General features: G+C 58.2%; 26 protein-coding genes. 10 read left to right on the top strand and 16 right to left on the bottom strand.

Going from position 1 to position 25,559, the window contains the following annotated elements; all coding sequences use genetic code 11:
• The first annotated feature begins 4 nt into the window (after positions 1 to 4).
• The 9 genes from AAEZ03_RS05585 to AAEZ03_RS05545 all read left to right on the top strand — a co-directional run bounded on the left by AAEZ03_RS05585 (position 5) and on the right by AAEZ03_RS05545 (position 11,611).
• The gene (locus tag AAEZ03_RS05585; RefSeq protein ID WP_350576758.1) at positions 5 to 1,000 is read left to right on the top strand and encodes a hypothetical protein; all 996 of its coding nucleotides are present in this window, start codon (positions 5 to 7) and stop codon (positions 998 to 1,000) included.
• 34 nt (positions 1,001 to 1,034) lie between these two features.
• Complete coding sequence (locus AAEZ03_RS05580; protein ID WP_350576755.1) at positions 1,035 to 4,043, top strand: citrate/2-methylcitrate synthase; 3,009 nt, start codon at positions 1,035 to 1,037, stop codon at positions 4,041 to 4,043.
• A gap of 77 nt (positions 4,044 to 4,120) precedes the next feature.
• On the top strand, positions 4,121 to 4,783 hold the full coding sequence (locus AAEZ03_RS05575; RefSeq protein WP_153335211.1) for a class I SAM-dependent methyltransferase: 663 nt from the start codon (positions 4,121 to 4,123) through the stop codon (positions 4,781 to 4,783).
• A 25-nt stretch (positions 4,784 to 4,808) separates the two neighbouring features.
• Positions 4,809 to 5,870, top strand: a complete 1,062-nt coding sequence (locus AAEZ03_RS05570; protein ID WP_350576752.1) for a TauD/TfdA family dioxygenase — start codon at positions 4,809 to 4,811, stop codon at positions 5,868 to 5,870.
• A gap of 2 nt (positions 5,871 to 5,872) precedes the next feature.
• Positions 5,873 to 6,868, top strand: coding sequence for an ATP-binding cassette domain-containing protein (locus AAEZ03_RS05565; RefSeq protein ID WP_350576749.1), 996 nt, complete (start codon positions 5,873 to 5,875; stop codon positions 6,866 to 6,868).
• Positions 6,861 to 7,952 carry an ABC transporter permease gene (locus AAEZ03_RS05560; RefSeq protein WP_350576747.1) on the top strand — a complete coding sequence of 364 codons (1,092 nt, stop codon included), beginning with the start codon at positions 6,861 to 6,863 and terminating at the stop codon, positions 7,950 to 7,952. The genes AAEZ03_RS05565 and AAEZ03_RS05560 overlap by 8 nt, the downstream gene beginning before the upstream one ends.
• A 46-nt stretch (positions 7,953 to 7,998) precedes the next feature.
• A complete protein-coding gene (locus AAEZ03_RS05555) occupies positions 7,999 to 8,541 on the top strand; it encodes a permease (protein WP_350576745.1) in 543 nt (180 codons plus the stop codon).
• Positions 8,538 to 9,962 (top strand): FAD-binding oxidoreductase, encoded by a 1,425-nt coding sequence (locus tag AAEZ03_RS05550; protein ID WP_350576743.1) that lies wholly within the window; start codon positions 8,538 to 8,540, stop codon positions 9,960 to 9,962. The genes AAEZ03_RS05555 and AAEZ03_RS05550 overlap by 4 nt, the downstream gene beginning before the upstream one ends.
• Positions 9,963 to 10,033: 71 nt before the next feature.
• Positions 10,034 to 11,611, top strand: coding sequence for an aldehyde dehydrogenase (NADP(+)) (locus AAEZ03_RS05545; RefSeq protein ID WP_350576740.1), 1,578 nt, complete (start codon positions 10,034 to 10,036; stop codon positions 11,609 to 11,611).
• 150 nt (positions 11,612 to 11,761) lie between these two features.
• On the opposite strand, the gene AAEZ03_RS05540 is transcribed toward AAEZ03_RS05545, so the two are convergent.
• Positions 11,762 to 12,283, bottom strand: coding sequence for a single-stranded DNA-binding protein (locus AAEZ03_RS05540; protein WP_048373818.1), 522 nt, complete (start codon positions 12,281 to 12,283; stop codon positions 11,762 to 11,764).
• Positions 12,284 to 12,292: 9 nt separating this feature from the next.
• Positions 12,293 to 13,684 (bottom strand): MFS transporter, encoded by a 1,392-nt coding sequence (locus AAEZ03_RS05535; protein ID WP_350576737.1) that lies wholly within the window; start codon positions 13,682 to 13,684, stop codon positions 12,293 to 12,295.
• A 227-nt stretch (positions 13,685 to 13,911) separates the two neighbouring features.
• Between AAEZ03_RS05535 and uvrA the strand changes: the two genes are divergently transcribed.
• Positions 13,912 to 16,746 carry an excinuclease ABC subunit UvrA gene (uvrA, locus tag AAEZ03_RS05530; protein WP_350576734.1) on the top strand — a complete coding sequence of 945 codons (2,835 nt, stop codon included), beginning with the start codon at positions 13,912 to 13,914 and terminating at the stop codon, positions 16,744 to 16,746.
• Positions 16,747 to 16,816: 70 nt separating this feature from the next.
• Here the strand turns inward: uvrA and bfr are convergent, their stop codons facing one another.
• The 14 genes from bfr to rplF all read right to left on the bottom strand — a co-directional run bounded on the left by bfr (position 16,817) and on the right by rplF (position 25,549).
• Positions 16,817 to 17,281 (bottom strand): bacterioferritin, encoded by a 465-nt coding sequence (gene bfr, locus AAEZ03_RS05525; protein ID WP_048373825.1) that lies wholly within the window; start codon positions 17,279 to 17,281, stop codon positions 16,817 to 16,819.
• A 155-nt stretch (positions 17,282 to 17,436) separates the two neighbouring features.
• Entirely contained in the window at positions 17,437 to 18,885 is a 1,449-nt protein-coding gene (locus AAEZ03_RS05520) for a catalase (RefSeq protein WP_048373827.1), read from the bottom strand.
• 173 nt (positions 18,886 to 19,058) lie between these two features.
• A complete protein-coding gene (gene rplQ / locus AAEZ03_RS05515) occupies positions 19,059 to 19,445 on the bottom strand; it encodes a 50S ribosomal protein L17 (protein WP_016779185.1) in 387 nt (128 codons plus the stop codon).
• A 42-nt stretch (positions 19,446 to 19,487) separates the two neighbouring features.
• Entirely contained in the window at positions 19,488 to 20,489 is a 1,002-nt protein-coding gene (locus AAEZ03_RS05510; protein WP_003176403.1) for a DNA-directed RNA polymerase subunit alpha, read from the bottom strand.
• Positions 20,490 to 20,511: 22 nt separating this feature from the next.
• Positions 20,512 to 21,132 carry a 30S ribosomal protein S4 gene (gene rpsD, locus AAEZ03_RS05505; RefSeq protein WP_003444359.1) on the bottom strand — a complete coding sequence of 207 codons (621 nt, stop codon included), beginning with the start codon at positions 21,130 to 21,132 and terminating at the stop codon, positions 20,512 to 20,514.
• An 18-nt stretch (positions 21,133 to 21,150) separates the two neighbouring features.
• Positions 21,151 to 21,540, bottom strand: a complete 390-nt coding sequence (gene rpsK, locus AAEZ03_RS05500; RefSeq protein WP_002555466.1) for a 30S ribosomal protein S11 — start codon at positions 21,538 to 21,540, stop codon at positions 21,151 to 21,153.
• Positions 21,541 to 21,570: 30 nt separating this feature from the next.
• Entirely contained in the window at positions 21,571 to 21,927 is a 357-nt protein-coding gene (gene rpsM / locus AAEZ03_RS05495; protein WP_019409909.1) for a 30S ribosomal protein S13, read from the bottom strand.
• A gap of 129 nt (positions 21,928 to 22,056) precedes the next feature.
• A complete protein-coding gene (gene rpmJ, locus AAEZ03_RS05490) occupies positions 22,057 to 22,173 on the bottom strand; it encodes a 50S ribosomal protein L36 (protein WP_002555468.1) in 117 nt (38 codons plus the stop codon).
• 28 nt (positions 22,174 to 22,201) lie between these two features.
• Complete coding sequence (gene secY / locus AAEZ03_RS05485; protein ID WP_003444361.1) at positions 22,202 to 23,530, bottom strand: preprotein translocase subunit SecY; 1,329 nt, start codon at positions 23,528 to 23,530, stop codon at positions 22,202 to 22,204.
• Entirely contained in the window at positions 23,531 to 23,968 is a 438-nt protein-coding gene (rplO, locus tag AAEZ03_RS05480) for a 50S ribosomal protein L15 (protein WP_048373834.1), read from the bottom strand.
• A gap of 3 nt (positions 23,969 to 23,971) precedes the next feature.
• Entirely contained in the window at positions 23,972 to 24,148 is a 177-nt protein-coding gene (rpmD, locus tag AAEZ03_RS05475) for a 50S ribosomal protein L30 (RefSeq protein ID WP_003176408.1), read from the bottom strand.
• 2 nt (positions 24,149 to 24,150) lie between these two features.
• On the bottom strand, positions 24,151 to 24,651 hold the full coding sequence (gene rpsE, locus AAEZ03_RS05470; protein WP_003186035.1) for a 30S ribosomal protein S5: 501 nt from the start codon (positions 24,649 to 24,651) through the stop codon (positions 24,151 to 24,153).
• A gap of 3 nt (positions 24,652 to 24,654) precedes the next feature.
• Complete coding sequence (gene rplR, locus AAEZ03_RS05465) at positions 24,655 to 25,005, bottom strand: 50S ribosomal protein L18 (protein ID WP_003444364.1); 351 nt, start codon at positions 25,003 to 25,005, stop codon at positions 24,655 to 24,657.
• Between the two features lie 10 nt (positions 25,006 to 25,015).
• On the bottom strand, positions 25,016 to 25,549 hold the full coding sequence (gene rplF, locus AAEZ03_RS05460) for a 50S ribosomal protein L6 (protein ID WP_003176412.1): 534 nt from the start codon (positions 25,547 to 25,549) through the stop codon (positions 25,016 to 25,018).
• Between the last annotated feature and the right edge of the window lie 10 nt (positions 25,550 to 25,559).

Raw genomic sequence — 25,559 nt, 5'->3', positions numbered from 1 at the left:
CACCATGCTTCGAATTCGCGCTATCGCTTCTCACGTTCCCGACACATCCCCGTTCCAGGCGGTGCAAGCCCGGGAAAAAAACATCGGCTATGGCCATTTGTTGTACAAGTCAGCGGTCTTTTCCATGCCGCGCGGCAAGGGCAGGATCGACGCCGAAGAAACGCTTCGGCTGCTTCCCACGGCGAGCATCGAACTGCCGGTAGCGCCCCCTGCGCAAAGCGGCGCCGACCTGGCGCTGGAAGCGGTCGCGCTGTTGCGTGAGCACATTCAGGCAGACACGCTGGCACAGGTGACCCACATTGTGGTGACCAATGCCGCGCTTAACCAACGCATCAATGAATCGGTCGCAGGCCGTATCCAGCATGCACTGGGTTTGCCCAAAGCCTTGCCTTTTGCCATCGGCCAAGCGGGGACGGCGGGGGTATTCAACGCTCTGAGCATGATCGAGGCGCTGGTCAGCCTTGGCGGCAAGGTGCTGTTGGTGGCGTCCGATAAGTGGCTTTACCCCTTCTTTCGCGCCTGGGGTGACCTGGTGGTGTATGGCGACAGCGCAGCGGCCATCTTGCTCGATGGCGACGGTGAGGCTGGGCCAGGCTGGGGGTCGATCCGCGCCTCGGCGGTGCACTATGGCGCAGCCATCGACAATCCTTGGGGGCTGACGCCCGCTGCCCTGGCTGAACGCCTGCATCCGCTGGCGGTGAGCGCCGCGCAAACGGCAATCGAGCGGGCAGGACTGAACGCCAGCGACATCGATTGGGTGCTGCCGTCCGGGTTCGGCGACAGCTTTACTCTGGGCGTCAGCCGCGAACTGGGCATTGCGCAAGACCGGCATTTCGAATCCGGTGCCCGGCCTCACCACTCGAGCGCGGCGCCCTTGCTGTCGCTCCTGCGCCTGCGCGCCAGCCTCCCCCCCGGTAAAACGGCCACCGCCTTGCTGTGGGATGCGGCCTTGTGCGGCACCGCCGGGGCCATTGTGGCCGAGATCCAGGCTGGCGCCTGACCCCAGACACACCGCTTATTAATCAGGAAAACCTATGTCTGCTTATAAAGTCAGCCTGCGTGAGCTTCGCTTTTTTTTATGGGAGCTGCATAAAACCGACCAGACTTTTCTCGCTCGGGCGCCGTTCAACGCCAAGAACCGTGCCTACTACGATGCCTTGCTGGAGCGCGCCAGAGCGTTCGCTTATGAGCTGGGCAAAGCCTATCAAGCCTCTGACCGGCAGGAGTGCCGCTTGCTGGAAAACGGCACAGTCGAAATCCCCAAAGAGTTCCACGGGCTTTGGCAACGCTATAAGGATGAGTGGATTCAGGTACTGGGCAACGACAGCGAATCGCAGCAACCGGCTTTGCCACCGCTGATTCGGCAAGCCATCCAGGAAATGTTCATGGGCGCCAATCCGGCGTTCATGACCTACGGCGGCTTCAATTTTCCGGCCATCAAACTGTTGAAGCTGCACGGTACCGCAGCGCAAAAAGCAACGTACCTGCGCAAGCTTCAGCACTACGACTGGGACGCGTGCTTCTGCGCCACCGAGCAGCAGGCGGGCAGCGACCTGACGGCTGTCACCACCGTCGCAAAACCCCTTGAAAACGGCGAATACGCCGTCAGCGGCGAAAAGGTCTACATCTCGGCGGGCATGCATACGCTGACCGAAAACACCGTTTACTTTGTCTTGGGCCGCATTAATACCACCACCTCGACCTCCTACTCGCTGTCCTGCCTGCTGGTGCCGCGCTTCTGGCCTAACCCGGAAACGGGAGAGCTGGAAGACAACCATGTCGAGTGCACGTCCTTGCTGCGCAAAATGGGCTTGAAGGGCTGCGCCAATACCCAACTGGTGTTTGGTCGAAGCGGCACCACCCGCGCTGTCCTGCTGGGCGATCGCAAGAATGCCGGGTTGCTGCAACTGGTGCCCTTGATGAACCAGGCACGTATGAGCACGGCGATTATCGGCCTGGGCCTGGCTTCCAGCGCTTATCTGCACTCAGCCGATTTCGCCGGTAAACGGCTGCAAGGGCGAGCCATCAGTCGCACGTCCGATGCCAGCGCCCCTGCTGTGCCCATCATCGAACACGCCGACGTACAGCGCATGCTGCTGGAGATGAAAGCTCGGGTAGAGGGCTGCCGTGGGCTGCTCGGCAAATTGACCGGCGCGTCGACCCAGGCGTTTGCCCTGGAAGCCGAGCCGGTACTGGACGAAGCCCAGGTCGAAAAATTCCGCAAACTGGTGCTGCTGTTCACGCCGATCTGCAAGGCTTTCGTCTCGGACCAAGCCTGGAAAATCTGCGAGCTGGCGATCCAGGTGCATGGCGGCATCGGCTACACCGATGCTTACCCTGTGGAGCAAAATGCCCGCGACGTGAAAATCCTGTCGATCTGGGAAGGCACCAATTACATCCAGTCTCAGGACCTGGTGCGCGACAAGCTGGGTTTTGGCAGAAACTCACGCCTGATCAAGTTTCTGCGCGAAGAGCTGGATGCCTTCTTGAACAGCACACTGGGGGCCGGTACTGAGCTGCAAGGCCAGTTCCCGCTGCTGGAAAACGCCATGGTCGCCGTTGAGCAGGCGCTCTCATGGATCAATGAGCACGTGCGTGCCGGTCGCACACACGAAACCAGCCAGTTTTATACCCGCTTCCTGGAAATGCTCGGCCTCACCGCCAGCGCCTGGGTCTTGCTGGAATCGGCCTGCCTGGCAGAGCGTCAGTTGCGCCAGCCACAGAGCGCTGAAGAAGCGGCTTTTTACCGTGGCAAGGTCAAGACCGCCCAGTATTTTTTCGCCAACATCCTGCCGACCGTGACGCAACACGCCCACGCCATAGAAAACCTGCTGGTCGCCCATGGCAGCATTACGCTGGAAGAGTTGGTCCAGGCCGACACGCCCACACCCGCACCCGCACCGGCGCAGAGCCTGTTTGGCGGACCGCGCACGTTGTATCGCGGCACCAATATCGACGGCGCCACACTGGAGCCCAACGAAGGCCTGTGGGTTAGAGGTCGCAACCTCAATGACCTGATCGGCATCGTCGACTTCCCCACGGCGCTTTGGCTGGCATGGTTTGGCAACCTGCCGTCCACGACGCAGAGCCAGGCCATTGACGCCGTATTGGTCCGCATTGCCAGCCACCTGTCGCAGGAGCCCGCCTACCGGCGTGGCATCGAAGCCGTGGCCGCCAGCGGTGCCGGCATCGTTCAGGCAGCTGCCTGTGGCCTGCTCGGCGATTTGGCAACGCTGGAAAACATCGCCCTGATTGAAGCGAGCGCGCGCGGTTTGCCCACGCATGCGGACTTTATCCAGGGCCTGGTCAGCATTGCCTCGACGCCGCACTTTCTCCACGCGGCGCTCGGTTATGCCGCCCACGGCGCCGCACCGACCCAACACGCCGAGGCCGTGCTGACTGCCATGGGCGCGACCCGCATCGACGCCCCGTCCATTCGTGTCATCGATGCCCTGCTGGTGGCCTGGCACGCCGGGTTCGGCTACATCACGCCAACGGTGCTGGTACCCCGTACCGCCATCGGCACCGGAGTCAGCATTGCCCAAGCCGTGGCGGCCGGGTTTATGGCCAGCGGACCTAACCATGTCGGCGCAGCCGAAGAAGCGATGACCTGGCTCAAAACCATCAGTGCGCAAGCCAGCCCTGCGGACATACGCCAGGCGGTCGATCACGCGCTGGACCAGCCCGGCAACCTGTTGTTTGGTTTCGGCCATCCGCTGTTCGTGCAGGACCCACGGCCACCGCACCTCAGAGCCCTGTTTGCAGAATGGGGATTCGGGGGGCGCTACCTGGAGGTTTTCGACGTCGTGTGTGCCCACGTCCTGGAGCGTAAAGGCCTGCGTCCGAATATTGATTTCATCACCGCCGCGGCCCTGCTTGATCTCGGCGTGACGCAAGCCCGCTGGGGTGTCGGCCTGGGGCTCTGTGGCCGGGTGACGGCCATGGTCGCGCATGCCATCGAACGGCGTGATCGCCCTGCTTTCGGGGTCGGCAGCAAAGCCGCCCGCACGTTATTGGCCACCGTTCCCGTGGGGTGGCTGTAAGACAGCCAGACGCACACTGCCCTTGCTATGCCTACGCCGAAACCTCTTTTAACGCCCTCTACTGCTGGAGCTTAAAAATGTTATTGAAAAACCTGCGACCTGCCGACGAATACGACCGCTTTGCCTCGCAAGCCCTGGAACCCTGGGACGTGATGTTCGTCACGCGCATCCGCCAGATTGCCCGCGACCTGCCGCCCGGCGCCCTGGTCGATATCGGCACGGCCACCGTCGTGGTGCCGGTACGGCTGGCGGCCGACCCGGTATTAAAAGGCTGGCATTTCATCGGCCTGGATCTGGACGAAACCATGCTCGAAGGTGGCCGTCCGCGCATCGAAGCGCTCGGCCTGAGCGACACCATCGAACTCAAAGTGGGCGACGCCCTGGACCTGCCCTTCGCGGACAACAGCCTGACCATGGCGGTCAGCCGCGCCACCTTGCATCACTTGCCGGACAAGGTGAAAAGCCTGACCGAGATGTACCGCGTACTGCAGCCCGGCGGCGTCGGTCTGGTGCACGACATGCGCCGCGATGTCGCCCCGGAGTTGCTGGAAAAATTCACTCAAATGCGCGCGTCGGTGGGTTATCCACCGACCCATGTCGAAGAAAAAGTCACTCTGCAAGAAGCGCGCGAGCTGGTTATCGAGGCGGGCCTGGAGCATTGCACGGTGGTGACCAGCCCCCGTTCAGGCATGGGCGCATTGGGTTTTGAAATCCTCATTAAAAAGCCTTTGTTGGTTTGATACGCAACTCGCCGGGGACAAGGCTATGGATCAACGTACAGATCGGGTTGAGCACTTTCAGGCAATGCTGGGCAGCTCGCAGGTGCAGTGTGGGTTCCTGTCACACGGGCCGATGCCGCTGGTCATAACGCCTGTGGACAGCACGCTAAGCAATGATAGTGAAGCGTTTGCGGCGTGGTATCGCCAGCATCGGGCAGTCTTTGACAGCTTGCTGCTGGAGTTCGGCTGCCTGTTGTTCCGGGGTTTTGCATTGCGCGAAAGCGCGGACTTCCAGGGGATTGCGCAAAACTATCCTGAGCATGCGTTCGGTTATATCGGCGGCGCCACGCCACGCAAAAATATCGAGGGCAGAGTCTACGAATCGACCCGTATCCCGCCCACCCTGAAAATCGGCCTGCACCAGGAAAAGGCCTACATGCCGCACTACCCACTGAAACTCGCCTTCTTCTGCAAACAGCCCTCGGTAGAAGGCGGCGAAACCATTCTGTGTGACATGCGAGCCGTCACCCGCCGCTTGCCAGCGCCTTTGATCGAACGCCTCAGCGCCGCGCGCATTCAGTATGTGCGCAACTTCCGTGCCCCCAGCACGCCCGAGAATGAACCGCGCAACACCCATATGCGCGAATACCACCGGCCTTGGGATGAGGCGTTTCTGACCGATGATCCGCAGCGGGTGGAACAGCTGTGCCGCGAGACACACCTCGATTACCAGTGGCTCGAAGACGGCAGCCTCACGGTGTCGCATACCGGTGACGCCGTCTTGAAACATCCGCTGACGGGCGAATCCATCTGGTTCAACCAGCTGTCGACCCAGCACAACAATGCCCGCTCCCTCGGCAAGCCGGGTTACGCCTACATCCAGCACGCTTATCAGGGCAAACCGGCCCGCCCTTACGATGTGCGGCTGGGCGACGGCACACCGATCCCGGAGGCTGACATCGCGCCGATCTACGACGCGCTGGAGGCGCAGGAGATCGCTTTTCCCTGGCGCAGCGGTGACCTGCTGTTGATCGATAACATTGCTGTCGCCCATGGCCGCAATCCTTTCAAAGGCCAACGCGATGTCCAAGTCGCGTTGTTCGATTGATCATGAACAGTCCAATCCTGCTGACAGACGACAAACTCGGGCTGCCTGAACCTGCCGCGCATCCTGAGGTGCAGTTGGCACCCACGCCCACTTATGCGATGGAAGCCAAACTGATCCGGGTCAGCGCTGGCAGTTTCCGCTTCGAGGTCCGCGATCTGCATTTTCGACGCGGTCGGCATACCGCCATCATCGGCCCCAATGGCGCCGGCAAGACCACCCTGATCGAAGCCTTGCTCGGGTTCCGTCAGGCGCATCTGGAAGGGGCGCAGATTCTGGGGGTGGAGGCGACACGTTTTCTGCAAAGCACCCGGCACCGCCAGCGACTGGGGGTGCAATTGCAGCGGGTCGAGTATGAAGACTCGTCGAATGTGCGGGAGATCCTCGACTTGCATCTGGCCCTGTACGGCAAGCAAGACCCGCAGGTGGCGCAGGCTCTGGATATCGAAGCGCTGCGCAAACTGCCTTATCGGGCACTGTCACGCGGCCAGAAACAGCGGCTCGATTTGTTCGTTGCGCTGGCCCACCACCCGGAACTGGCAGTCCTTGACGAGCCGTTTACCGGGCTTGACCGCGCGTATATCGAGCGCGTCGCACACCTGCTGCGCTACGACCTGGCCGGCCTGACGATCATCATGATTTGCCACTCGGTAGAAGAACTGGATGCCGCCAGCGACGTGGTGTGGGTGTGCAACGGCGGGGTTGAGTATCGAGGTGATAAAGAATCACTGAAGAACCGCCTCGTCGGCGCCTTCCATGCTTATTTGCAGTTGGACGATGTTGATCAGGTCAACGCCATCTATCACCTGTTGCAACGCCAAAGCGCCACGCTGCGGTTGTCGATGCCATCACGCAATGAAATCAGCGTGTATGGCACGCAGGAGCTGGAGCCGTCGATACGTCGCCTGATCGGCAATGTTGCGTTCCAGCACTGTGAGTTCGGCCCCACCCACTACCGCGATATGTTGCACCTCTGCGCCCAAGGAGAACTGGATGCTTAGCGTACTGGCGATATTGACGCGCAACGAACTGCTGGGTTTTTTCCGCAGCAAGTCGGCGCTGTTCTGGGCGCTGGCCTTCCCGATCCTGCTGTTGACCGTGATGCTGATGGCTTTCGGTCATCGAGGCTCACTCGGTACGGTCAAGGTCGAGTTTGTGGAGGCAGGCGTCCAGGCCAGCCCGAACACCAACTGCCAGTTGGCGATCCAGCAGGCATTTGCGGGCGGTGATCCTGTAAAGGCCGATTTTTCGACCGTCAGCAACACTGCCGCCATCGCAGCAGACACGGTGCGCATTGTATTCCCGGCAGGCGATGGTCCGTTGCAGGTGCAATACGACTTCAACGGCCAGCTCGCGGTACGCGCCGCGGCACGTGTGATCGAGATTGCTGCGGTCAGGTGTTCGGCGGCCAAGCGCGGCATTGTGTCGGCAGATCTGGTGCATTTCGAAGACACGGCCTCCGGCGCCAAGCCCTTCGACTACGGCCAGTTTTTTACCACCGGCATTTTGGTCATCTGTTTGATGTCACTCGGCATCATGTCCACCGCCTTGTCGATTGCCAGCTTGCGTGAACACAACGCGCTCAAGATCTACGCCTGCTTTCCTGTGCCGAAGCTGGTTTTTCTGGCTTCTATCCTCGTGTCGCGGGTGGTCATGATGCTGATTTCGGTGGGCTCCTTGTTGCTGGTAGCGCGGTTTGGATACGGCATCGACCTCTCGCTGTGGAGTGTGCAGACCTTGCGTGCGTTGCCGGTGATTGTGCTGGGAGGCGTCATGTTGCTGTGTCTCGGTACCCTGCTGGCCAGTCGTACCGCCTCGATAAAAGAAACCGAATTGCTCTGCCATCTGATCCATTACCCGGCCCTGTTCTTCGGCAACCTGACCATCCCGTTGAACGATGCGCCCGCCTGGATCAAAAACATGCTCTCGGTGATTCCAATCAACCAGTTTGTCTCGGTACTGCGCCAAGTGATGCTCGACGGCGCGTCCCTGCCTTCGCTGTGGCTGCCCTTGTTGACCCTGACAGGCTGGACCGCTTTGTTCCTCTCTGCCGCGACTTTCATGTTCCGCTGGCACAAAAGTTAAGCCCCGCCCCGGGCATTTCATTGCATCTCTATTCAAGGAAACCAGCATGTCTATCAGCAAGCTAGGCCGTGCCTATTTGTCGAATGCCAGCGCATTCATTCCGGTCATTGTGTTCCTTTTGTATGGCCGTTTTGGCCCAGGCGAGGCAGGCGTGCGCTGGGATACCGCGTATGTGGTCAGCGGCATTCTGAGCATTGCGCACGTGTTCTGGCTGTTCAAGTACCGCCCAGGTCACTGGATCGCACTGGGCGTGGACCTGTACCTGATGATTGGCGCCCTGCTGGCGTGGGTCTCTACCGCGGCGTTGCAAGTGTGGGGGCAGGAGCTGGGGGCTGCACCCGTGCTGGCGTGCGTCTTGGTGATTGGCTTGGGCGCTACCCGGCTTTCGCCACTCGGTTTCATCGGCGAAGCCAGCAACGATCATGGGTTGGTTCGAAAGCTCTCGGTGTTGCTGCTGATTGCCGCTGCCATCGCCGTCGCGGTGTCACTGGCTTTTCGCCATAACACGTTGCTGGGAGGCGTATTGCCAATCGTCGCGCTGGTGCTCACACGCAGCCAGTTGCTCAAACGCGTGGTTGCGACGCCATGAGCGACCTGGAACCTGCATCGGGACTCCACGCGTTCCTGATCGAAGTCGCCGACGTGCTGGGGCAGGCGTCGCTGCTGACCGGGGCGGCCTGTGCACCTTATGAAATCGACGTCGCGCAGTGCCGGGGCAAGGCGGCGGCGGTCGTGCTCCCGTGTGATACCCACGCGGTCAGCACGCTGATGCGCATCGCGGTGCGCCACCGTATACGGCTGGTCGCCCAAGGTAACCGCAGCGGGTTGGTGGGCGGCGCCGTCACCGACAACTCCGGCACGCAAGTGATCGTGTCCCTTTCGCGCTTACGCCGAGTGCGCGAGATTGACCCTTTGAACCGCACGGTCATTGTTGACGCTGGCGTGCTCTTGTCTGAGTTGAATCGCCAACTGGAGCCTCATTCGCTGTGCTTCCCTATCGATGTCGGCAGCGACCCGGCGATAGGCGGACTGATCGGCGCCAATGCCGGCGGCAGCCGCTTGCTCAAGCATGGCGACGTGCGCCATAACCTGCTCGGCATCGAAGTGGTGCTGGCCGACGGCGACGGCACCGTGGTGCAGTTACTGGCGCCGTTGCGCAAGAACAATACCGGGCTCGACCTCAAGCAGATGTTTGTCGGCACCGGCGGCGCCTTCGGGATCATTACGGCGGCGACACTTGAGCTCAAACGCATCGACCAGTCGACACAGAGCATGTTTGTTGCCTTGCCTGACCATGGGACAGCGCTTGAGGTGCTGCAGGCCTTCGAACGTCAATTTGGCGATCTGCTGTGTGCGTTCGAAGTGATATCCGAGGCGGCGCTCGCCATTACGTTGCGCAACTTTCCTACCCTGCGCCACCCGTTCAGCCAATCGTCGGCCAGCTGTTATGCCCTGATTGAAGTCGCCAGCAGCATGCCTGGCTTACACACAGTTTTTGCGCAACGAACCGAACAGGTGCTGGAAGCGCTGTATGAAAGCGGCCGGGTTCTCGACGCTGTTCTGGGTAACACCAGCAGCTTTTGGCCACTGCGAGACAACCTGCCTTTGGCCATCGCCAAGGAAGGTATCCCGCTCTCGTTCGACGTGGCGTTTTCGCGTTCACAATTAGTGGCTTTCAGAGATCAGGCTGCGCAGTGGCTAGCGCAGGAACATCCGCTGCTGCAGCTTTACGATTTCGGCCATTTTGCCGACGGCGGTTGCCATTTGATTGTGCTTATCCCGCACGCGCACATCGCCCAGTACGGCATCGCCAAGATCGTCGCTGTGCGCAGCGGCATTTATAAGCGGGTGTCCGAAAACGGCGGCTGCTTCAGTGCAGAGCATGGTGTCGGGCCAATGAATGCCGCTTATTACAACAAGTACACGACGCCTGAGGTACAGCACATCAGCAGGGCCATGCAGCAGTTGATGGACCCGCAGGCTGTGCTGGGCCGCTACCGCTATACCTAGAACGAACCGCCTGCGCAGTTCATTTCAACGAAAAATCGGGCCTGACGATGGCACAGCAAGCGATAGGAAACATGATGATTACCGGCAAAATGCTCATCGGCCAGTCGGCCGTGCGTGGCGACAACGGATCGCTGTGTGCAATCAACCCTGCCACCCATGAAACGCTGGGGCCTGAGTTCGGCGTCGGCGGTATGACAGACATTGAGCAGGCCTGCACGCTGGCGCAACAAGCCTTCGATCGCTACCGCGCGACCACGGCAGAGCAGCGCGCTCAATTTCTGGAAGCGATTGCCACGGGCATTTTGGCGTTGGGGGCTGCGCTGATCGAGCGCGCTTGCCTGGAGTCGGGATTGCCTGCCGCACGCCTGATCATCGAGCGGGGCCGCACCGTCAGCCAGTTGCGGCTGTTTGCCAAGGTTGTTCGCGATGGCGATTACCTCGGCGCCACCCTGGACAGCGCGTTGCCGACGCGCCTCCCTTCTCGCCCCGACCTGAGATTGCACAAGATCGCGCTCGGCCCGGTGGCGGTATTTGGTGCGAGCAATTTCCCCTTGGCGTTTTCGGTTGCCGGCGGCGACAGCGCCGCCGCCCTGGCCGCTGGCTGCCCGATCGTGGTCAAGGCGCACGAGGCTCATCTGGGTACGTCTGAACTGGTTGGCCAGGTGATTCAGCAGGCAGCCGCTGCCCACTCGTTACCAGAGGGCGTGTTTTCCCTGCTTATAGGCGACAGTCACCTGTTCGGCCAGACCCTGGTCAGCCATCCCGCGATCAAGGCCGTTGCCTTTACAGGTTCGCGGCAAGGCGGCCTGGCACTGATGCGTACAGCGGCGCAACGCAGCGAACCGATTCCGGTGTACGCCGAAATGAGCTGCATCAATCCCGTGTTCCTGTTGCCGCATGCGCTGTCGATGCGCGCCAGCGAAATCGGCCGTGGATTCGTCGAGGCACTGACAATGAGTGCGGGGCAACTGTGCACCAACCCTGGCTTGGTGATTGCCCTGGAAGGCCCGTCTCTGACCCAGTTTTGCGACACAGCCCTGGACACCCTGCGCACAAAGGCGGCGGCAACCCTGCTGACGCCGGGCATTCATCAGGCTTACCTCGCCGGTGTCGAGGAAACGGCCACTATCAACGGTGTTACGACGCTGGGCCAAGGTGGTCCCGCGCAAAAGCCATGTGCAGCGCAAGCCGCATTGTTCGTCACGGATGCAGCCACCTTTGTGACGACCGGACGACTGGGCGACGAAACATTCGGCCCCAGCTCACTGATCGTCGCCTGCAAGAATGAAGAAGAAATGTTGGCGGTCGCCGAGCACCTGTCAGGCCAACTGACTGCGACCTTGCAACTGGATGACGCTGATCATGGGCTGGCACGAAAACTGTTGCCCATCCTTGAGCGCAAAGCGGGGCGGATTTTGGCGAATGGTTATCCGAACAACGTCGAGGTCTCTCACGCCATGGTGCACGGCGGCCCGTTCCCGGCCAGTTCGGACAGTCGCACCAGCGCGGTCGGCGCCAGCGCCATCGACAGATTCCTGCGGCCCGTGTGTTATCAGGACGTGCCTGCGGCTTTGATGCCCGCAGCGCTACAGGATGGCAATCCGCTAGAACTCTGGCGGACGGTTAATGGGGAATGTGTGCTTGCTTGAGTCGAGGAGAGAGGCAGCGCTCTCACGTCGGAGCATTTTCCTGATGGGGACAACACTTCAAGGTTTAAAACTTCGCGTCGCAAAACCATAAAAAAAGCCCCTTTTCAGGGGCTTTCTTATGAAACTTTACGATCAAGTTTCAGGTAATTCTCAGAACGGAATATCGTCGTCGAAGCTGTCGAAGTCAGCGGCTGGCTGTGGAGCCTGCTGTTGCGGCGCTGGACGCGACTGTTGCTGCTGTTGCTGCGGCGCAGGGCGTTGTGCCTGCTGACGCGGAGCGGATTGCTGGTAGTTGTTACCGCCGCCCTGGTTTTGCTGGTCGCCCTGTGGACGGCCACCCAGCAGCTGCATGGTGCCTTGCATGTCGACCACGATTTCGGTGGTGTAACGCTTGATACCGTCTTTTTCCCACTCACGGGTTTGCAGCTTGCCTTCGATGTACACCTGCGAACCCTTGCGCAGGTATTCGCCAGCTATTTCGGCCACTTTGCCGAACATCGATACACGGTGCCATTCAGTCTTTTCGACTTTCTGACCGGTTTGTTTGTCGGTCCATTGTTCGCTGGTTGCCAGACTCAGGTTGGTCACGGCATTACCGTTAGGCAAGTAGCGAACTTCGGGATCCTGGCCGCATGTGCCGACCAATATAACTTTGTTAACCCCACGGGCCATAACGTTCTCCTAGGCTTCGCGCACCGGCGCCGGGTTAACCAGCTGCTCAAGTGTCGCGCGATCCAATAGTTCGGTGTCCAATTTGATATAAATCGCAGACTCTTCAGTCACGACCACTGCATCTGTAACGCCCTTAACGGCCTTTAAACGCTTTGCCAGACCTGCTTCGCGCAACGCTTGAGGTGACAACGGCAAGCGCAGGCTTGTTACGTAAGGTGGTTCGCGCATGGTAACAGCAAAGACCAGCCAGAGTGCAGCCAGAGCTGCGCATCCCAGGAACACAGCCGACAAACCGCCATGCTGGAAAAACCAGCCGCCGAGTATGCCGCCCAGTGCCGAACCGAGGAATTGGCTGGTGGAATACACCCCCATCGCCGTCCCTTTGCCGCCCGCCGGTGACACCTTGCTGATCAATGAAGGCAATGACGCCTCCAGCAGGTTAAACGCGGTGAAGAACACCACCGTGCCGATCACCAACGTTCGTAAACTGTCACCGAACTGCCAGAAGAATAGCTCAGTCAGCATCAACGTACTGACGGCGCCGAGCAAAACTCGTTTCATTTTGCGTTTCTTTTCGCCGTAGATGATGAACGGGATCATGGCGAAGAAAGAAATCAGCAGCGCGGTGAGGTACACCCACCAGTGCTGCTCCTTGGGCAGGCCGGCTTTTTCGACCAGCGCCAGCGGCAAGGCAATGAAGCTGGACATCAACATGGCGTGTAACACAAAGATGCCCAAATCCAGGCGCAGTAGATCGGGATGGCGCAAGGTGGGCAACAAGGCCTGCTTGGCCACACCGGATTCGCGGTGCTGCAAGGTGTCGGTAGAACGCGGCACCATAAACCGGATGATGACGATGCCCAGCAGCGCCATCGCCCCCGTGGCCAGGAACAACCCGGACAGGCCGAAGGCGCGGGTCAGCAGCGGCCCGACGACCATGGCAACGGCAAACGACAAGCCGATGGTCATGCCGATCATGGCCATGGCCTTGGTGCGGTGTTGTTCGCGAGTCAGGTCTGAGAGCAGCGCCATCACAGCCGCCGAAATGGCGCCAGCGCCTTGCAGGACACGCCCTGCAATCACGCCCCAAATGGAGTCCGATTGAGCCGCCAGTACGCTGCCCAAGGCAAACACGATCAACCCGAGGTAGATGACCGGGCGTCGACCAATGCGGTCGGAAATAATCCCGAAAGGGATCTGAAAGAGCGCCTGAGTCAGGCCGTAAGCGCCTATCGCCAATCCAATCAGTGCAGGTGTAGCGCCTGCCAGGTCCATGCCATAGGTCGCCAGAACCGGCAACACCATAAACATGCCAAGCATTCGGAACGCAAACACAAGTGCCAGACCGCTGGCTGCGCGGGTCTCGCTGCCACTCATGCGTTCGCTTTGGGGATCGTGCATGGAAAAACCTCATGTGAACCGGCGGCGATTCTATCAGTCCCATCGAGTAACAGCACACACAGGAGCGGGCCGCGACGCTTTGTCACGTAAAAGTTAAGAAACGCCTGACAGAACACACACCCAACGTCAGCAGCCGCTGATGACATGCAGCCATCAAGGACCTGCACAGTTTTCCCGCAGATACGTATACTCAGTCGTTTACGTTATGCCCGCCAAGCGAGGCCGCAGTGGACAAGATCCTGATACGTGGGGCACGAACCCACAACCTGAAGAACATCGACCTGACCCTGCCAAGGGACAAACTGATCGTCATCACCGGACTGTCTGGCTCCGGCAAATCATCCCTGGCGTTTGACACGTTGTATGCCGAAGGCCAGCGGCGTTACGTCGAGTCCTTGTCGGCTTATGCCCGCCAGTTCTTGTCGATGATGGAAAAGCCCGACGTCGATACCATCGAAGGGTTGTCACCGGCGATTTCGATCGAACAGAAGTCGACCTCGCACAACCCGCGCTCTACGGTCGGTACGATTACCGAGATTTACGATTACCTGCGCCTGCTCTACGCCCGCGTCGGTATCCCGCGTTGCCCGGATCATGACATCCCTCTGGAAGCCCAGACGGTCAGCCAGATGGTTGACCTGGTGCTGGCTCAGCCCGAAGGCAGCAAGTTGATGCTGCTGGCGCCGGTGATCCGCGAGCGCAAAGGTGAGCACCTGTCGGTGTTTGAGGAGTTACGTGCGCAGGGTTTTGTACGGGCCCGTGTGGACGGCAAGCTCTGTGAGCTGGATGAGCTGCCTAAACTCGACAAGCAGAAGAAGCACACCATTGATGTGGTGGTTGACCGCTTTAAAGTGCGTGCTGACCTGCAGCAGCGCTTGGCGGAGTCGTTTGAAACGGCCCTGAAGCTGGCCGACGGTATTGCGCTGGTCGCGCCGATGGACGATGAGCCGGGTGAAGAGATCATCTTCTCTGCGCGCTTCGCCTGCCCGATTTGTGGCCACGCCATCAGCGAGCTTGAACCCAAGCTGTTTTCCTTTAACAACCCGGCTGGCGCGTGCCCGACCTGCGACGGCCTGGGGGTGAAGCAGTTCTTTGATATCAAGCGCCTGGTGAACGGTGAGCTGACCCTGGCCGAGGGCGCCATTCGCGGTTGGGACCGGCGCAACGTCTATTACTTCCAGATGCTCGGGGCGCTGGCCAAGCATTACGATTTCAGCCTTGAAGTGCCGTTCAATGAACTGCCTGCCGACAAACAGAAAGTCATTCTGTACGGCAGTGGCTCTCAGAACGTGGATTTCCGCTATCTGAATGATCGCGGCGACATCGTGAAACGCGCGCATCCGTTTGAAGGGATTGTGCCGAACCTTGAGCGCCGCTATCGGGAAACCGAGTCCGCTACGGTACGTGAAGAGCTGGCCAAGTTCCTCAGCACGCAGTCTTGCCCGGATTGCCGTGGCACCCGCCTGCGCCGCGAGGCCCGTCATGTGTGGGTGGGTGAGAAAAACCTGCCGGCCGTGACCAATATGCCGATTGGTGATGCGACTGAATATTTCAGTAGCCTGAGCCTGACCGGGCGGCGTGGTGAAATCGCGGACAAGATCCTCAAGGAAATCCGCGAGCGGCTGCAGTTTTTGGTGAATGTGGGCCTCGACTACCTGTCGCTGGACCGCAGTGCCGACACGCTGTCGGGCGGCGAGGCGCAGCGGATTCGTCTGGCCAGCCAGATTGGCGCCGGTTTGGTGGGCGTTCTGTATATCCTCGACGAACCCTCGATTGGTTTGCACCAGCGCGATAACGACCGTTTGCTGGGCACGCTCAAGCACCTGCGCGATATCGGCAACACGGTGATTGTGGTGGAGCACGACGAAGACGCGATTCGCCTGGCGGATTACGTGGTGGACATCGGCCCGGGTGCCGGGGTGCATGGCGGGCATATCGTGGCTGAGGGGACGCCTGCCGAAGTGATGGCGCACCCTGACTCGCTCACTGGCAAGTACCTGTCTGGCCGGGTGAAAATCGAAGTCCCTGCCAAACGCACACCGCGCAACAAGAAGCTGACCCTGTCGCTCAAGGGCGCACGCGGCAACAACTTGCGCAATGTAGACCTTGAGATCCCGATTGGTCTTCTGACCTGTGTGACCGGTGTTTCGGGTTCGGGCAAGTCGACGCTGATCAACAACACGCTGTATCCGCTGAGTGCTAGCGCACTTAATGGCGCCACCACCCTGGAGGCTGCTGCCCATGACAGCATCAAAGGACTGGAGCATCTGGATAAAGTCGTCGACATTGATCAAAGCCCGATTGGCCGGACGCCGCGCTCCAACCCGGCAACCTATACCGGGCTGTTTACGCCGATCCGCGAGCTGTTTTCGGGCGTGCCTGAGTCCCGCTCGCGGGGTTATGGCCCAGGGCGTTTCTCGTTCAACGTGAAAGGCGGGCGCTGCGAGGCGTGTCAGGGCGATGGCCTGATCAAGGTAGAAATGCACTTTCTGCCGGATATCTACGTGCCGTGCGACGTCTGCAAGAGCAAGCGCTATAACCGCGAAACCCTTGAGATCAAATACAAGGGCAAGAGCATCCATGAAGTGCTGGAGATGACGATCGAAGAAGCGCGTGAGTTCTTTGATGCGGTCCCTGCACTGGCGCGTAAGCTGCAAACGCTGATGGACGTAGGTTTGTCGTACATCAAGCTCGGGCAGTCCGCCACGACGCTGTCAGGCGGTGAAGCACAGCGGGTCAAGTTATCTCGCGAGCTGTCCAAGCGCGACACCGGCAAAACGCTGTACATCCTTGATGAGCCGACTACCGGCCTGCACTTTGCGGACATCAAGCAATTGCTGGAAGTGCTGCACAGGCTGCGCGACCACGGCAACACGGTGGTGGTGATTGAGCACAACCTGGATGTGATCAAAACCGCAGACTGGCTGGTGGATCTGGGCCCGGAGGGCGGCTCGAAAGGTGGGCAGATCATTGCGACCGGTACGCCGGAAGCGGTGGCGGAGATGACTCAGTCTCACACCGGCTTCTACCTGAAGCCGTTGCTGCTCCGCGACCGCGCTTAAATCGCGGTATTAAAAAGCCCCTGTCATTGCGAAATGACAGGGGCTTTTTGTTGGGCGTGAAGACTGCCGATCAGAACTGCGATTGCAGGTAGTTCTGCAGACCGATGGACTTGATCAGGCCCAGCTGTTTTTCCAGCCAGTAGGTGTGGTCTTCTTCAGTGTCTGCCAATTGGATGCGCAGGATGTCGCGGCTCACGTAGTCTTTGTGCAGCTCACACAACTCGATCCCTTTGCACAGTGCAGCACGCACTTTGTACTCCAGGCGCAAGTCGGCGGCGAGCATCTCTGGCACGGTGGTGCCGACGTCCAGATCGTCCGGGCGCATGCGTGGCGTACCCTCGAGCATGAGAATCCGGCGCATCAACGCATCAGCGTGTTGTGCCTCTTCTTCCATTTCGTGGTTGATACGCTCGTACAACTTGGTGAAGCCCCAGTCCTCGTACATACGGGAATGGACAAAATATTGGTCACGTGCAGCCAGCTCGCCGGTTAACAACGTGTTGAGGTAATCGATTACGTCCGGGTGCCCTAGCATCGCCCCACATCTCCCTGCTTGAAAGGCTGTAGTTTGAACCAAGCTGACTGAGAGGTCACGGCTCAATCGCAATAAAAACGCTAATTTGCACAGAAAACACGTCTAAATAACGCAAAAACCGCCCATTTGAGGGCGGTTCTGCTTCTCACTTAGACTTACTTCACCGTTACACCCAAGGCTTTGGCAACGCCTTGACCGTAGGCCGGGTCTGCTTTGAGGAAATGCTGCAACTGACGCTGAACAACGTCGTCGGTCACGCCCTCCATCGCACCGGCGATGTTGTTGATGAGCAGGGCTTTCTGGTCATCATTCATCAAGCGGAACAGAGCACCGGCGTAGCTGTAGTAGTCGGTGTCTTCACGGTGGTCGTAGCGGTCTGCTGCGCCACTGAGCGCCAATGGCGGTTCAGCATACTGCGGGGCTTGCTTGGGCGCGTCAGCGTAGCTGTTGGGTTCGTAGTTAGGCGCAGCCCCCCCGTTGTTGCCATAGGCCATGGAGCCGTCGCGCTGATAGTTGTGCGCAGGCACACGCGGGGCGTTGATGGGCAGGTGCTGGTGGTTGGTGCCTACACGGTAACGGTGAGCATCCGCGTAAGCGAATACACGGCCTTGCAGCATGCGATCAGGGGACAGACCGACACCCGGGATCATATTGCTTGGGCCAAATGCTGCCTGTTCAACTTCTGCAAAGTAGTTGAGCGGGTTGCGGTTGAGCTCAAGTTCACCGATCTCGATCAGCGGAAACTCTTTTTGCGACCAGGTTTTGGTGACGTCGAACGGGTTGTCACGATGCGTCGCTGCCTGGGCCTCGGTCATGATCTGGATGCACACACGCCATTTCGGATAGTCCCCGCGCTCGATGGCTTCGAACAGGTCGCGCTGGGCGTAGTCCGGGTCAGTACCTGCCAGACGTGCGGCTTCTTCTGGCGGCAAGTTCTTGATGCCTTGCTTGGTTTTGTAATGCCACTTGACCCAATGACGTTCACCAGCCGCATTGATCAGGCTGTAGGTGTGACTGCCAAAACCGTGCATGTGGCGATAGCCATCAGGAATGCCACGGTCCGAGAACAGGATGGTGACCTGGTGCAGCGATTCTGGTGAATGCGACCAGAAGTCCCACTTCATCTGCGCACTTTTCAGGTTGCTTTGCGGCAAGCGTTTTTGGGTGTGGATAAAGTCAGGGAATTTCAGCGGATCACGAATAAAGAAAACTGGGGTGTTGTTACCCACGATGTCCCAGTTGCCTTCTTCGGTGTAGAACTTGAGGGCAAAACCACGCGGGTCGCGCTCGGTGTCCGCAGAGCCACGCTCACCGCCCACGGTTGAGAAGCGCAAGAAGGTCGGGGTTTGCTTGCCAACGGTGTCAAACAGCTTGGCGCTGCTGTATTGGCTGATGTCACGGGTCAGTGTGAACGTGCCATGGGCAGCCGAACCTTTGGCGTGCACACGACGCTCTGGAATATTTTCGCGGTTGAAGTGCGCGAGCTTTTCGATCAGGTGAAAGTCATCGAGCAACAACGGGCCTCGAGGCCCAGCCGAACGAGAGTTCTGGTTGTCAGCAACAGGGGCGCCGCTGGCGGTCGTCAGGGTTTTGGTCTGGCTCATGCTAATCCTTCCTCAGTCAGTCTTGATGCTGCCGGCTAATCGGCTGAGGAAGAGTATTGACCACGATACCTGTGTGGGCAAATGCATTAAATTGTCGAACTCAATAGCTTTTTATTATCGAAGGGACACAAAAAACCGGGCACTAGGCCCGGTTCTTTGTAGAGACTGACGTCTTACTCAGCGGATACAGCTTCACCGCCAACTGGACGATCAACCAACTCGACGTACGCCATAGGCGCATTGTCGCCAGCGCGGAAACCGCACTTGAGGATGCGCAGGTAGCCACCCTCACGAGTTGCATAACGCTTGCCCAGATCGTTGAACAGCTTACCAACCATAGCTTTCGAACGAGTACGGTCGAAAGCCAGACGGCGGTTAGCAACAGAATCAATCTTGGCCAGAGTAATCAGCGGCTCAGCAACGCGACGCAGTTCTTTGGCTTTCGGCAGAGTCGTTTTGATCAGCTCGTGCTCGAACAGCGACACTGCCATGTTTTGAAACATAGCCTTGCGGTGCGAGCTAGTGCGGCTCAGGTGACGACCACTTTTACGATGACGCATGGTTCATTCCTTACCAAACACAACGTTCGGTGATTACGACGATCAGGCAGTCGCCTTGTCGTCCTTCTTAAGACTTGCAGGCGGCCAGTTGTCGAGGCGCATGCCGAGGGACAGACCACGGGAGGCCAGAACGTCCTTGATTTCAGTCAAGGATTTCTTGCCCAGGTTCGGAGTCTTCAACAGTTCTACTTCAGTGCGCTGAATCAGGTCACCAATGTAGTAAATGTTCTCCGCCTTAAGGCAGTTGGCCGAACGCACGGTCAGTTCCAGATCGTCAACCGGACGAAGCAGGATCGGATCGATCTCGTCTTCCTGTTCGATAACCACTGGCTCGCTGTCACCTTTGAGGTCGACGAATGCAGCCAACTGCTGTTGCAGGATGGTTGCAGCACGACGGATAGCCTCTTCAGGATCCAGTGTACCGTTGGTCTCCAGATCAATTACCAACTTGTCCAGGTTAGTGCGCTGCTCGACACGGGCGTTTTCCACCACGTATGCGATACGGCGAACCGGGCTGAACGAAGAGTCGAGCTGCAAGCGACCGATGCTGCGGCTTTCGTCTTCATCGCTCTGACGCGAGTCGGCTGGTTCATAACCACGACCACGAGCTACGGTGAGCTTCATGTTCAAGGCGCCGTTAGACGCCAGGTTGGCGATTACGTGATCGGGATTAACGATCTCGACATCATGATCCAGCTGAATATCGGCAGCGGTAACCACCCCCGAACCCTTCTTCGACAAGGTCAGCGTAACTTCGTCACGGCCGTGCAGCTTGATAGCCAGACCTTTAAGGTTCAACAGGATTTCAATTACGTCTTCCTGTACACCTTCGATGGCGCTGTACTCGTGGAGCACACCATCAATCTCGGCCTCGACTACTGCACAGCCTGGCATTGAGGACAACAGGATGCGGCGCAGCGCGTTGCCCAGGGTGTGGCCAAAACCACGCTCGAGAGGCTCGAGAGTGATTTTAGCGCGGGTTGGACTGACAACCTGCACATCAATGTGGCGGGGTGTCAGGAACTCATTTACCGAAATCTGCATGGATGCACCTATTTTCTAGCCCTTACTTGGAGTAGAGCTCGACAATCAGGCTTTCGTTGATGTCGGCGGACAGATCACTGCGAGCTGGAACGTTCTTGAAAACGCCCGACTTCTTCTCAGTGTCTACTTCTACCCATTCTACGCGGCCACGTTGGGCACACAGATCGAGAGCTTGGACAATGCGAAGCTGGTTCTTTGCTTTCTCGCGGATAGCGACCACGTCACCAGCACGAACCTGGTAGGACGGAACGTTAACGGTTTGACCGTTTACGCTGATCGACTTGTGCGATACCAACTGACGGGATTCGGCACGAGTAGAACCGAAGCCCATACGGTATACGACGTTATCCAGACGGCATTCGAGCAGTTGCAACAGGTTTTCGCCAGTTGCGCCTTTCTTGCCAGCAGCTTGTTTGTAGTAGCCGCTGAATTGACGCTCGAGAACGCCGTAGATACGACGGACCTTCTGCTTTTCACGCAGTTGGGTGCCGTAGTCGGATTGGCGACCGCGGCGTTGGCCGTGGATGCCTGGAGCAGCTTCAATATTGCACTTCGATTCGATAGCGCGCACACCACTCTTCAGGAAGAGATCAGTGCCTTCACGACGTGCCAGTTTGCATTTTGGACCAATGTAACGAGCCATTCTTTACAGTCTCCTGGATTACACGCGGCGCTTCTTCGGCGGACGGCACCCGTTGTGCGGGATTGGCGTCACGTCGGTGATGCTGGCGATCTTATAGCCACAGCCGTTCAAAGCACGGACAGCGGACTCACGACCTGGACCTGGGCCCTTAACGTTAACGTCAAGGTTTTTCAGGCCATATTCCAGCGCAGCTTGACCAGCACGTTCAGCAGCTACTTGAGCAGCGAACGGGGTGGACTTGCGAGAACCGCGGAAACCCGAACCACCGGAGGTAGCCCAAGAAAGCGCGTTACCCTGACGGTCGGTGATGGTCACGATTGTGTTGTTGAAAGACGCGTGGATGTGGGCGATGCCATCAACCACTGTCTTTTTTACTTTTTTACGAGGACGAGCAGCAGGTTTTGCCATGACTAAATTCCTGTCGATTCGCTGGTGCGATTACTTGCGGATCGGCTTACGCGGACCTTTGCGAGTACGCGCGTTGGTCTTGGTACGCTGACCGCGCACTGGAAGACCACGACGATGGCGCAGACCGCGGTAGCAGCCCAAGTCCATCAAGCGTTTGATTTTCATGTTGACTTCACGACGCAGGTCACCTTCAGTGGTGAACTTTGCCACTTCGCCACGCAGCAACTCAATCTGCTCGTCGCTCAGATCCTTGATCTTAGCGGCTGGGTTTACACCAGCATCCACACAGATTTTCTGTGCAGTAGTGCGACCAACACCATAGATGTAGGTCAGCGAGATAACAGTGTGCTTGTTATCTGGAATGTTAACGCCTGCAATACGGGCCATTCAGTGGGACTCCAATTGACAGCTACCTACGCCCCGGAAGCCAAGAAATAGGGCGCGAGATAATATCGCTGTAATAACAAATAATCAACCCAGCAGCGCACTAGCTGCTGGGCTTCAAACAGATCACACTCAGCCTTGGCGCTGTTTGTGACGTGGTTCCGCGCTGCAAATTACCCGAACAACACCTTCGCGGCGAATAATCTTGCAGTTACGGCACAGCTTTTTCACCGATGCACGAACTTTCATCACCAACTCCTCTAACCTTATGGGAACTTCAGCGCAGCATGCCGCTGCCGTAGCCCTTCAGGTTGGCTTTCTTCATCAGGGATTCGTACTGGTGCGAAACGAGGTGCGATTGTACTTGCGACATAAAGTCCATAACAACCACGACCACGATCAGCAACGAGGTCCCGCCAAGGTAGAACGGAACGTTTGCCGCAACCACCAGGAACTGGGGCAGCAGACATACGGCCGTCATATAAAGAGCACCGAACAGAGTCAAACGAGTCAAAACGCCATCAATATAGCGTGCCGACTGCTCACCTGGACGGATACCCGGAATAAAGGCACCGGACTTCTTCAGGTTTTCCGCTACGTCTTTCGGATTGAACATCAACGCCGTATAGAAGAAGCAGAAGAAAATAATCCCTGCACTAAACAGCAGAATATTCAACGGCTGACCAGGAGCGATCGACTGCGAGATGTCCTGCAACCAGCCCATACCTTCAGACTGACCGAACCAGGCACCCAGCGAAGCCGGGAACAGCAAAATGCTGCTCGCAAAAATAGCCGGAATAACACCGGCCATATTCACTTTCAGCGGTAGGTGGCTAGTCTGCGCAGCAAACACCTTGCGGCCTTGCTGACGCTTGGCGTAGTGAACAGCAATACGACGCTGACCACGCTCAATGAACACCACGAAACCGATAATCGCTACTGCCAGCAAACCGATAGCAACCAAGGCGAAGATATTGATATCGCCCTGACGCGCAGACTCAAAAGACTGCCCAATTGCTCTCGGAAGACCGGCGACGATACCCGAAAAAATCAACATCGAGATACCGTTGCCAACACCACGCTCAGTAATCTGCTCACCCAGCCACATCATGAACATTGCACCCGCCACAAATGTGGTTACTGCAACGAAATGGAAGCCTAGATCACCAGTGAACGCTACGCCCTGCCCCGCCAGACCAATGGACATGCCAATGGCCTGGACGAGAGCGAGAGCGACAGTGAGGTAGCGGGTGTACTGGCTTATCTTGCGACGACCAGCTTCACCTTCCTTCTTCAACTGCTCCAGCTGTGGGCTGACAGCGGACATAAGCTGCATGATGATCGATGCCGAAATGTACGGCATGATCCCCAGCGCAAAAATACTCATCCGCTCCAGCGCACCGCCGGAAAACATGTTGAACAAGCTAAGTATGGTCCCCTCATTCTGTCGAAACAGGTCCGCCAGCCGGTCGGGGTTAATGCCTGGAACTGGAATGTGTGCGCCTATCCGGTAGACGATAATCGCCAGGAATAGAAAACGCAGACGAGCCCAGAGCTCGGATAACCCGCCTTTGCTGAGCGCTGAGAGAGCACCTTGCTTAGCCATTTATTCCTCGAACTTGCCGCCAGCTGCTTCGATAGCCGAACGCGCACCTTTGGTGGCGCCGATTCCCTTGCCGATTGTGACAGCGCGAGTCACTTCACCGGACAGCATGATTTTCACACGCAGTACGTTGACGTTGATCACGTTGGCATCTTTCAGGGTCTGCAGAGTAACGATGTCGCCTTCCACTTTAGCCAGCTCGGACAGACGCACTTCTGCGCGATCCATAGCTTTCAGGGAAACGAAACCGAACTTAGGCAGACGACGATGCAGCGGCTGTTGACCGCCTTCAAAGCCTGGAGCAATTGTGCCACCGGAGCGGGAAGTCTGACCTTTGTGACCACGGCCACCAGTCTTACCCAAACCACTACCGATACCACGGCCCGGACGATGCTTTTCGCGACGGGAACCCGGCGCTGGACTCAGATCATTGAGTTTCATCGATTAACCCTCGACACGCAGCATGTAGTAAGCCTTGTTGATCATCCCGCGATTCTCGGGAGTATCCTGGACTTCTACAGTGTGACCGATGCGACGCAGACCCAGACCCTTAACGCACAGTTTGTGGTTAGGGATGCGGCCGGTCATGCTTTTGATCAGCGTTACTTTTACGGTAGCCATGATCAGAAGATCTCCTTGACGCTTTTGCCACGCTTAGCAGCGATGGACTCAGGAGATTGCATAGCTTTCAAACCTTTGAAAGTGGCGTGAACCACGTTTACCGGGTTAGTCGAGCCGTAGCACTTAGCCAGAACGTTCTGAACGCCAGCAACTTCGAGGACAGCACGCATAGCGCCGCCAGCGATGATACCGGTACCTTCAGAAGCAGGCTGCATGTACACCTTCGAAGCGCCGTGAGCGGACTTCATTGCGTACTGCAGAGTTGTGCCGTTCAGGTCAACTTGAATCATGTTGCGGCGAGCAGCTTCCATTGCCTTCTGGATCGCAGCAGGCACTTCACGTGACTTGCCACGGCCGAAGCCAACGCGCCCTTTACCATCACCAACCACGGTCAACGCGGTGAAAGTGAAGATACGGCCGCCTTTAACGGTTTTGGCTACGCGGTTAACTTGAACCAGCTTCTCAATGTAGCCTTCGTCGCGCTTTTGGTCGTTATTTGACATAACTTAGAACTCCAGCCCAGCTTCACGAGCAGCCTCAGCCAGCGCTTTCACGCGGCCGTGGTACTTGAAGCCAGAGCGGTCGAAAGCCACCTGCGAGACGCCAGCGGCTTTTGCACGCGTAGCGACCAGCTGGCCAACCTTTGTGGCCGCGTCGATGTTGCCAGTGGCAGCATCACGCAGTTCTTTGTCCAAAGTCGAGGCGCTTGCCAGGACTTTGCTGCCGTCGGCCGAGATGACCTGGGCATAGATGTGCTGCGAAGAGCGGAACACGCAGAGACGCACGACTTCTAATTCGTGCATTTTCAGACGTGCTTTGCGAGCGCGACGCAGTCGAGTAACTTTTTTGTCGGTCATTTGCTAGGCCCTACTTCTTCTTGGCTTCTTTACGGCGGACGACTTCGTCCGCGTAACGCACACCTTTACCTTTGTAAGGCTCTGGTGGACGGAAGTCGCGGATCTCAGCGGCCACTTGACCTACCAGCTGCTTGTCGATGCCCTTGATCAGGATATCGGTCTGGCTAGGAGTCTCAGCGGTGATGCCTTCCGGCAGTTCGTAATCCACTGGGTGCGAGAAGCCAAGAGCCAGGTTCAGCACTGTGCCTTTTGCTTGCGCTTTGTAACCAACACCGACCAGCTGGAGCTTACGCTCGAAGCCTTGGCTTACGCCTTGGACCATGTTGTTTACCAACGCACGAGTGGTACCAGCCATTGCGCGAGTTTGTTGATCGCCATTGCGAGCAGCGAAACGCAGCTCACCAGCTTCTTCAACGATTTCAACCGACGAATGGATGTTCAGTTCTAGAGTGCCTTTAGCACCCTTCACCGAAAGCTGTTGGCCGGCGAATTTAACTTCGACACCAGCTGGCAGCTTAACGGGGTTCTTAGCGACGCGTGACATGCTTATCCCC

Origin of the sequence: Pseudomonas sp. HY2-MNA-CIBAN-0224 (genome assembly GCF_040310285.1) — a bacterium.
GTDB classification, from domain to species: Bacteria; Pseudomonadota; Gammaproteobacteria; order Pseudomonadales; family Pseudomonadaceae; genus Aquipseudomonas; species Aquipseudomonas helleri.
This window is presented reverse-complemented; position numbering and strand designations above follow the sequence as displayed.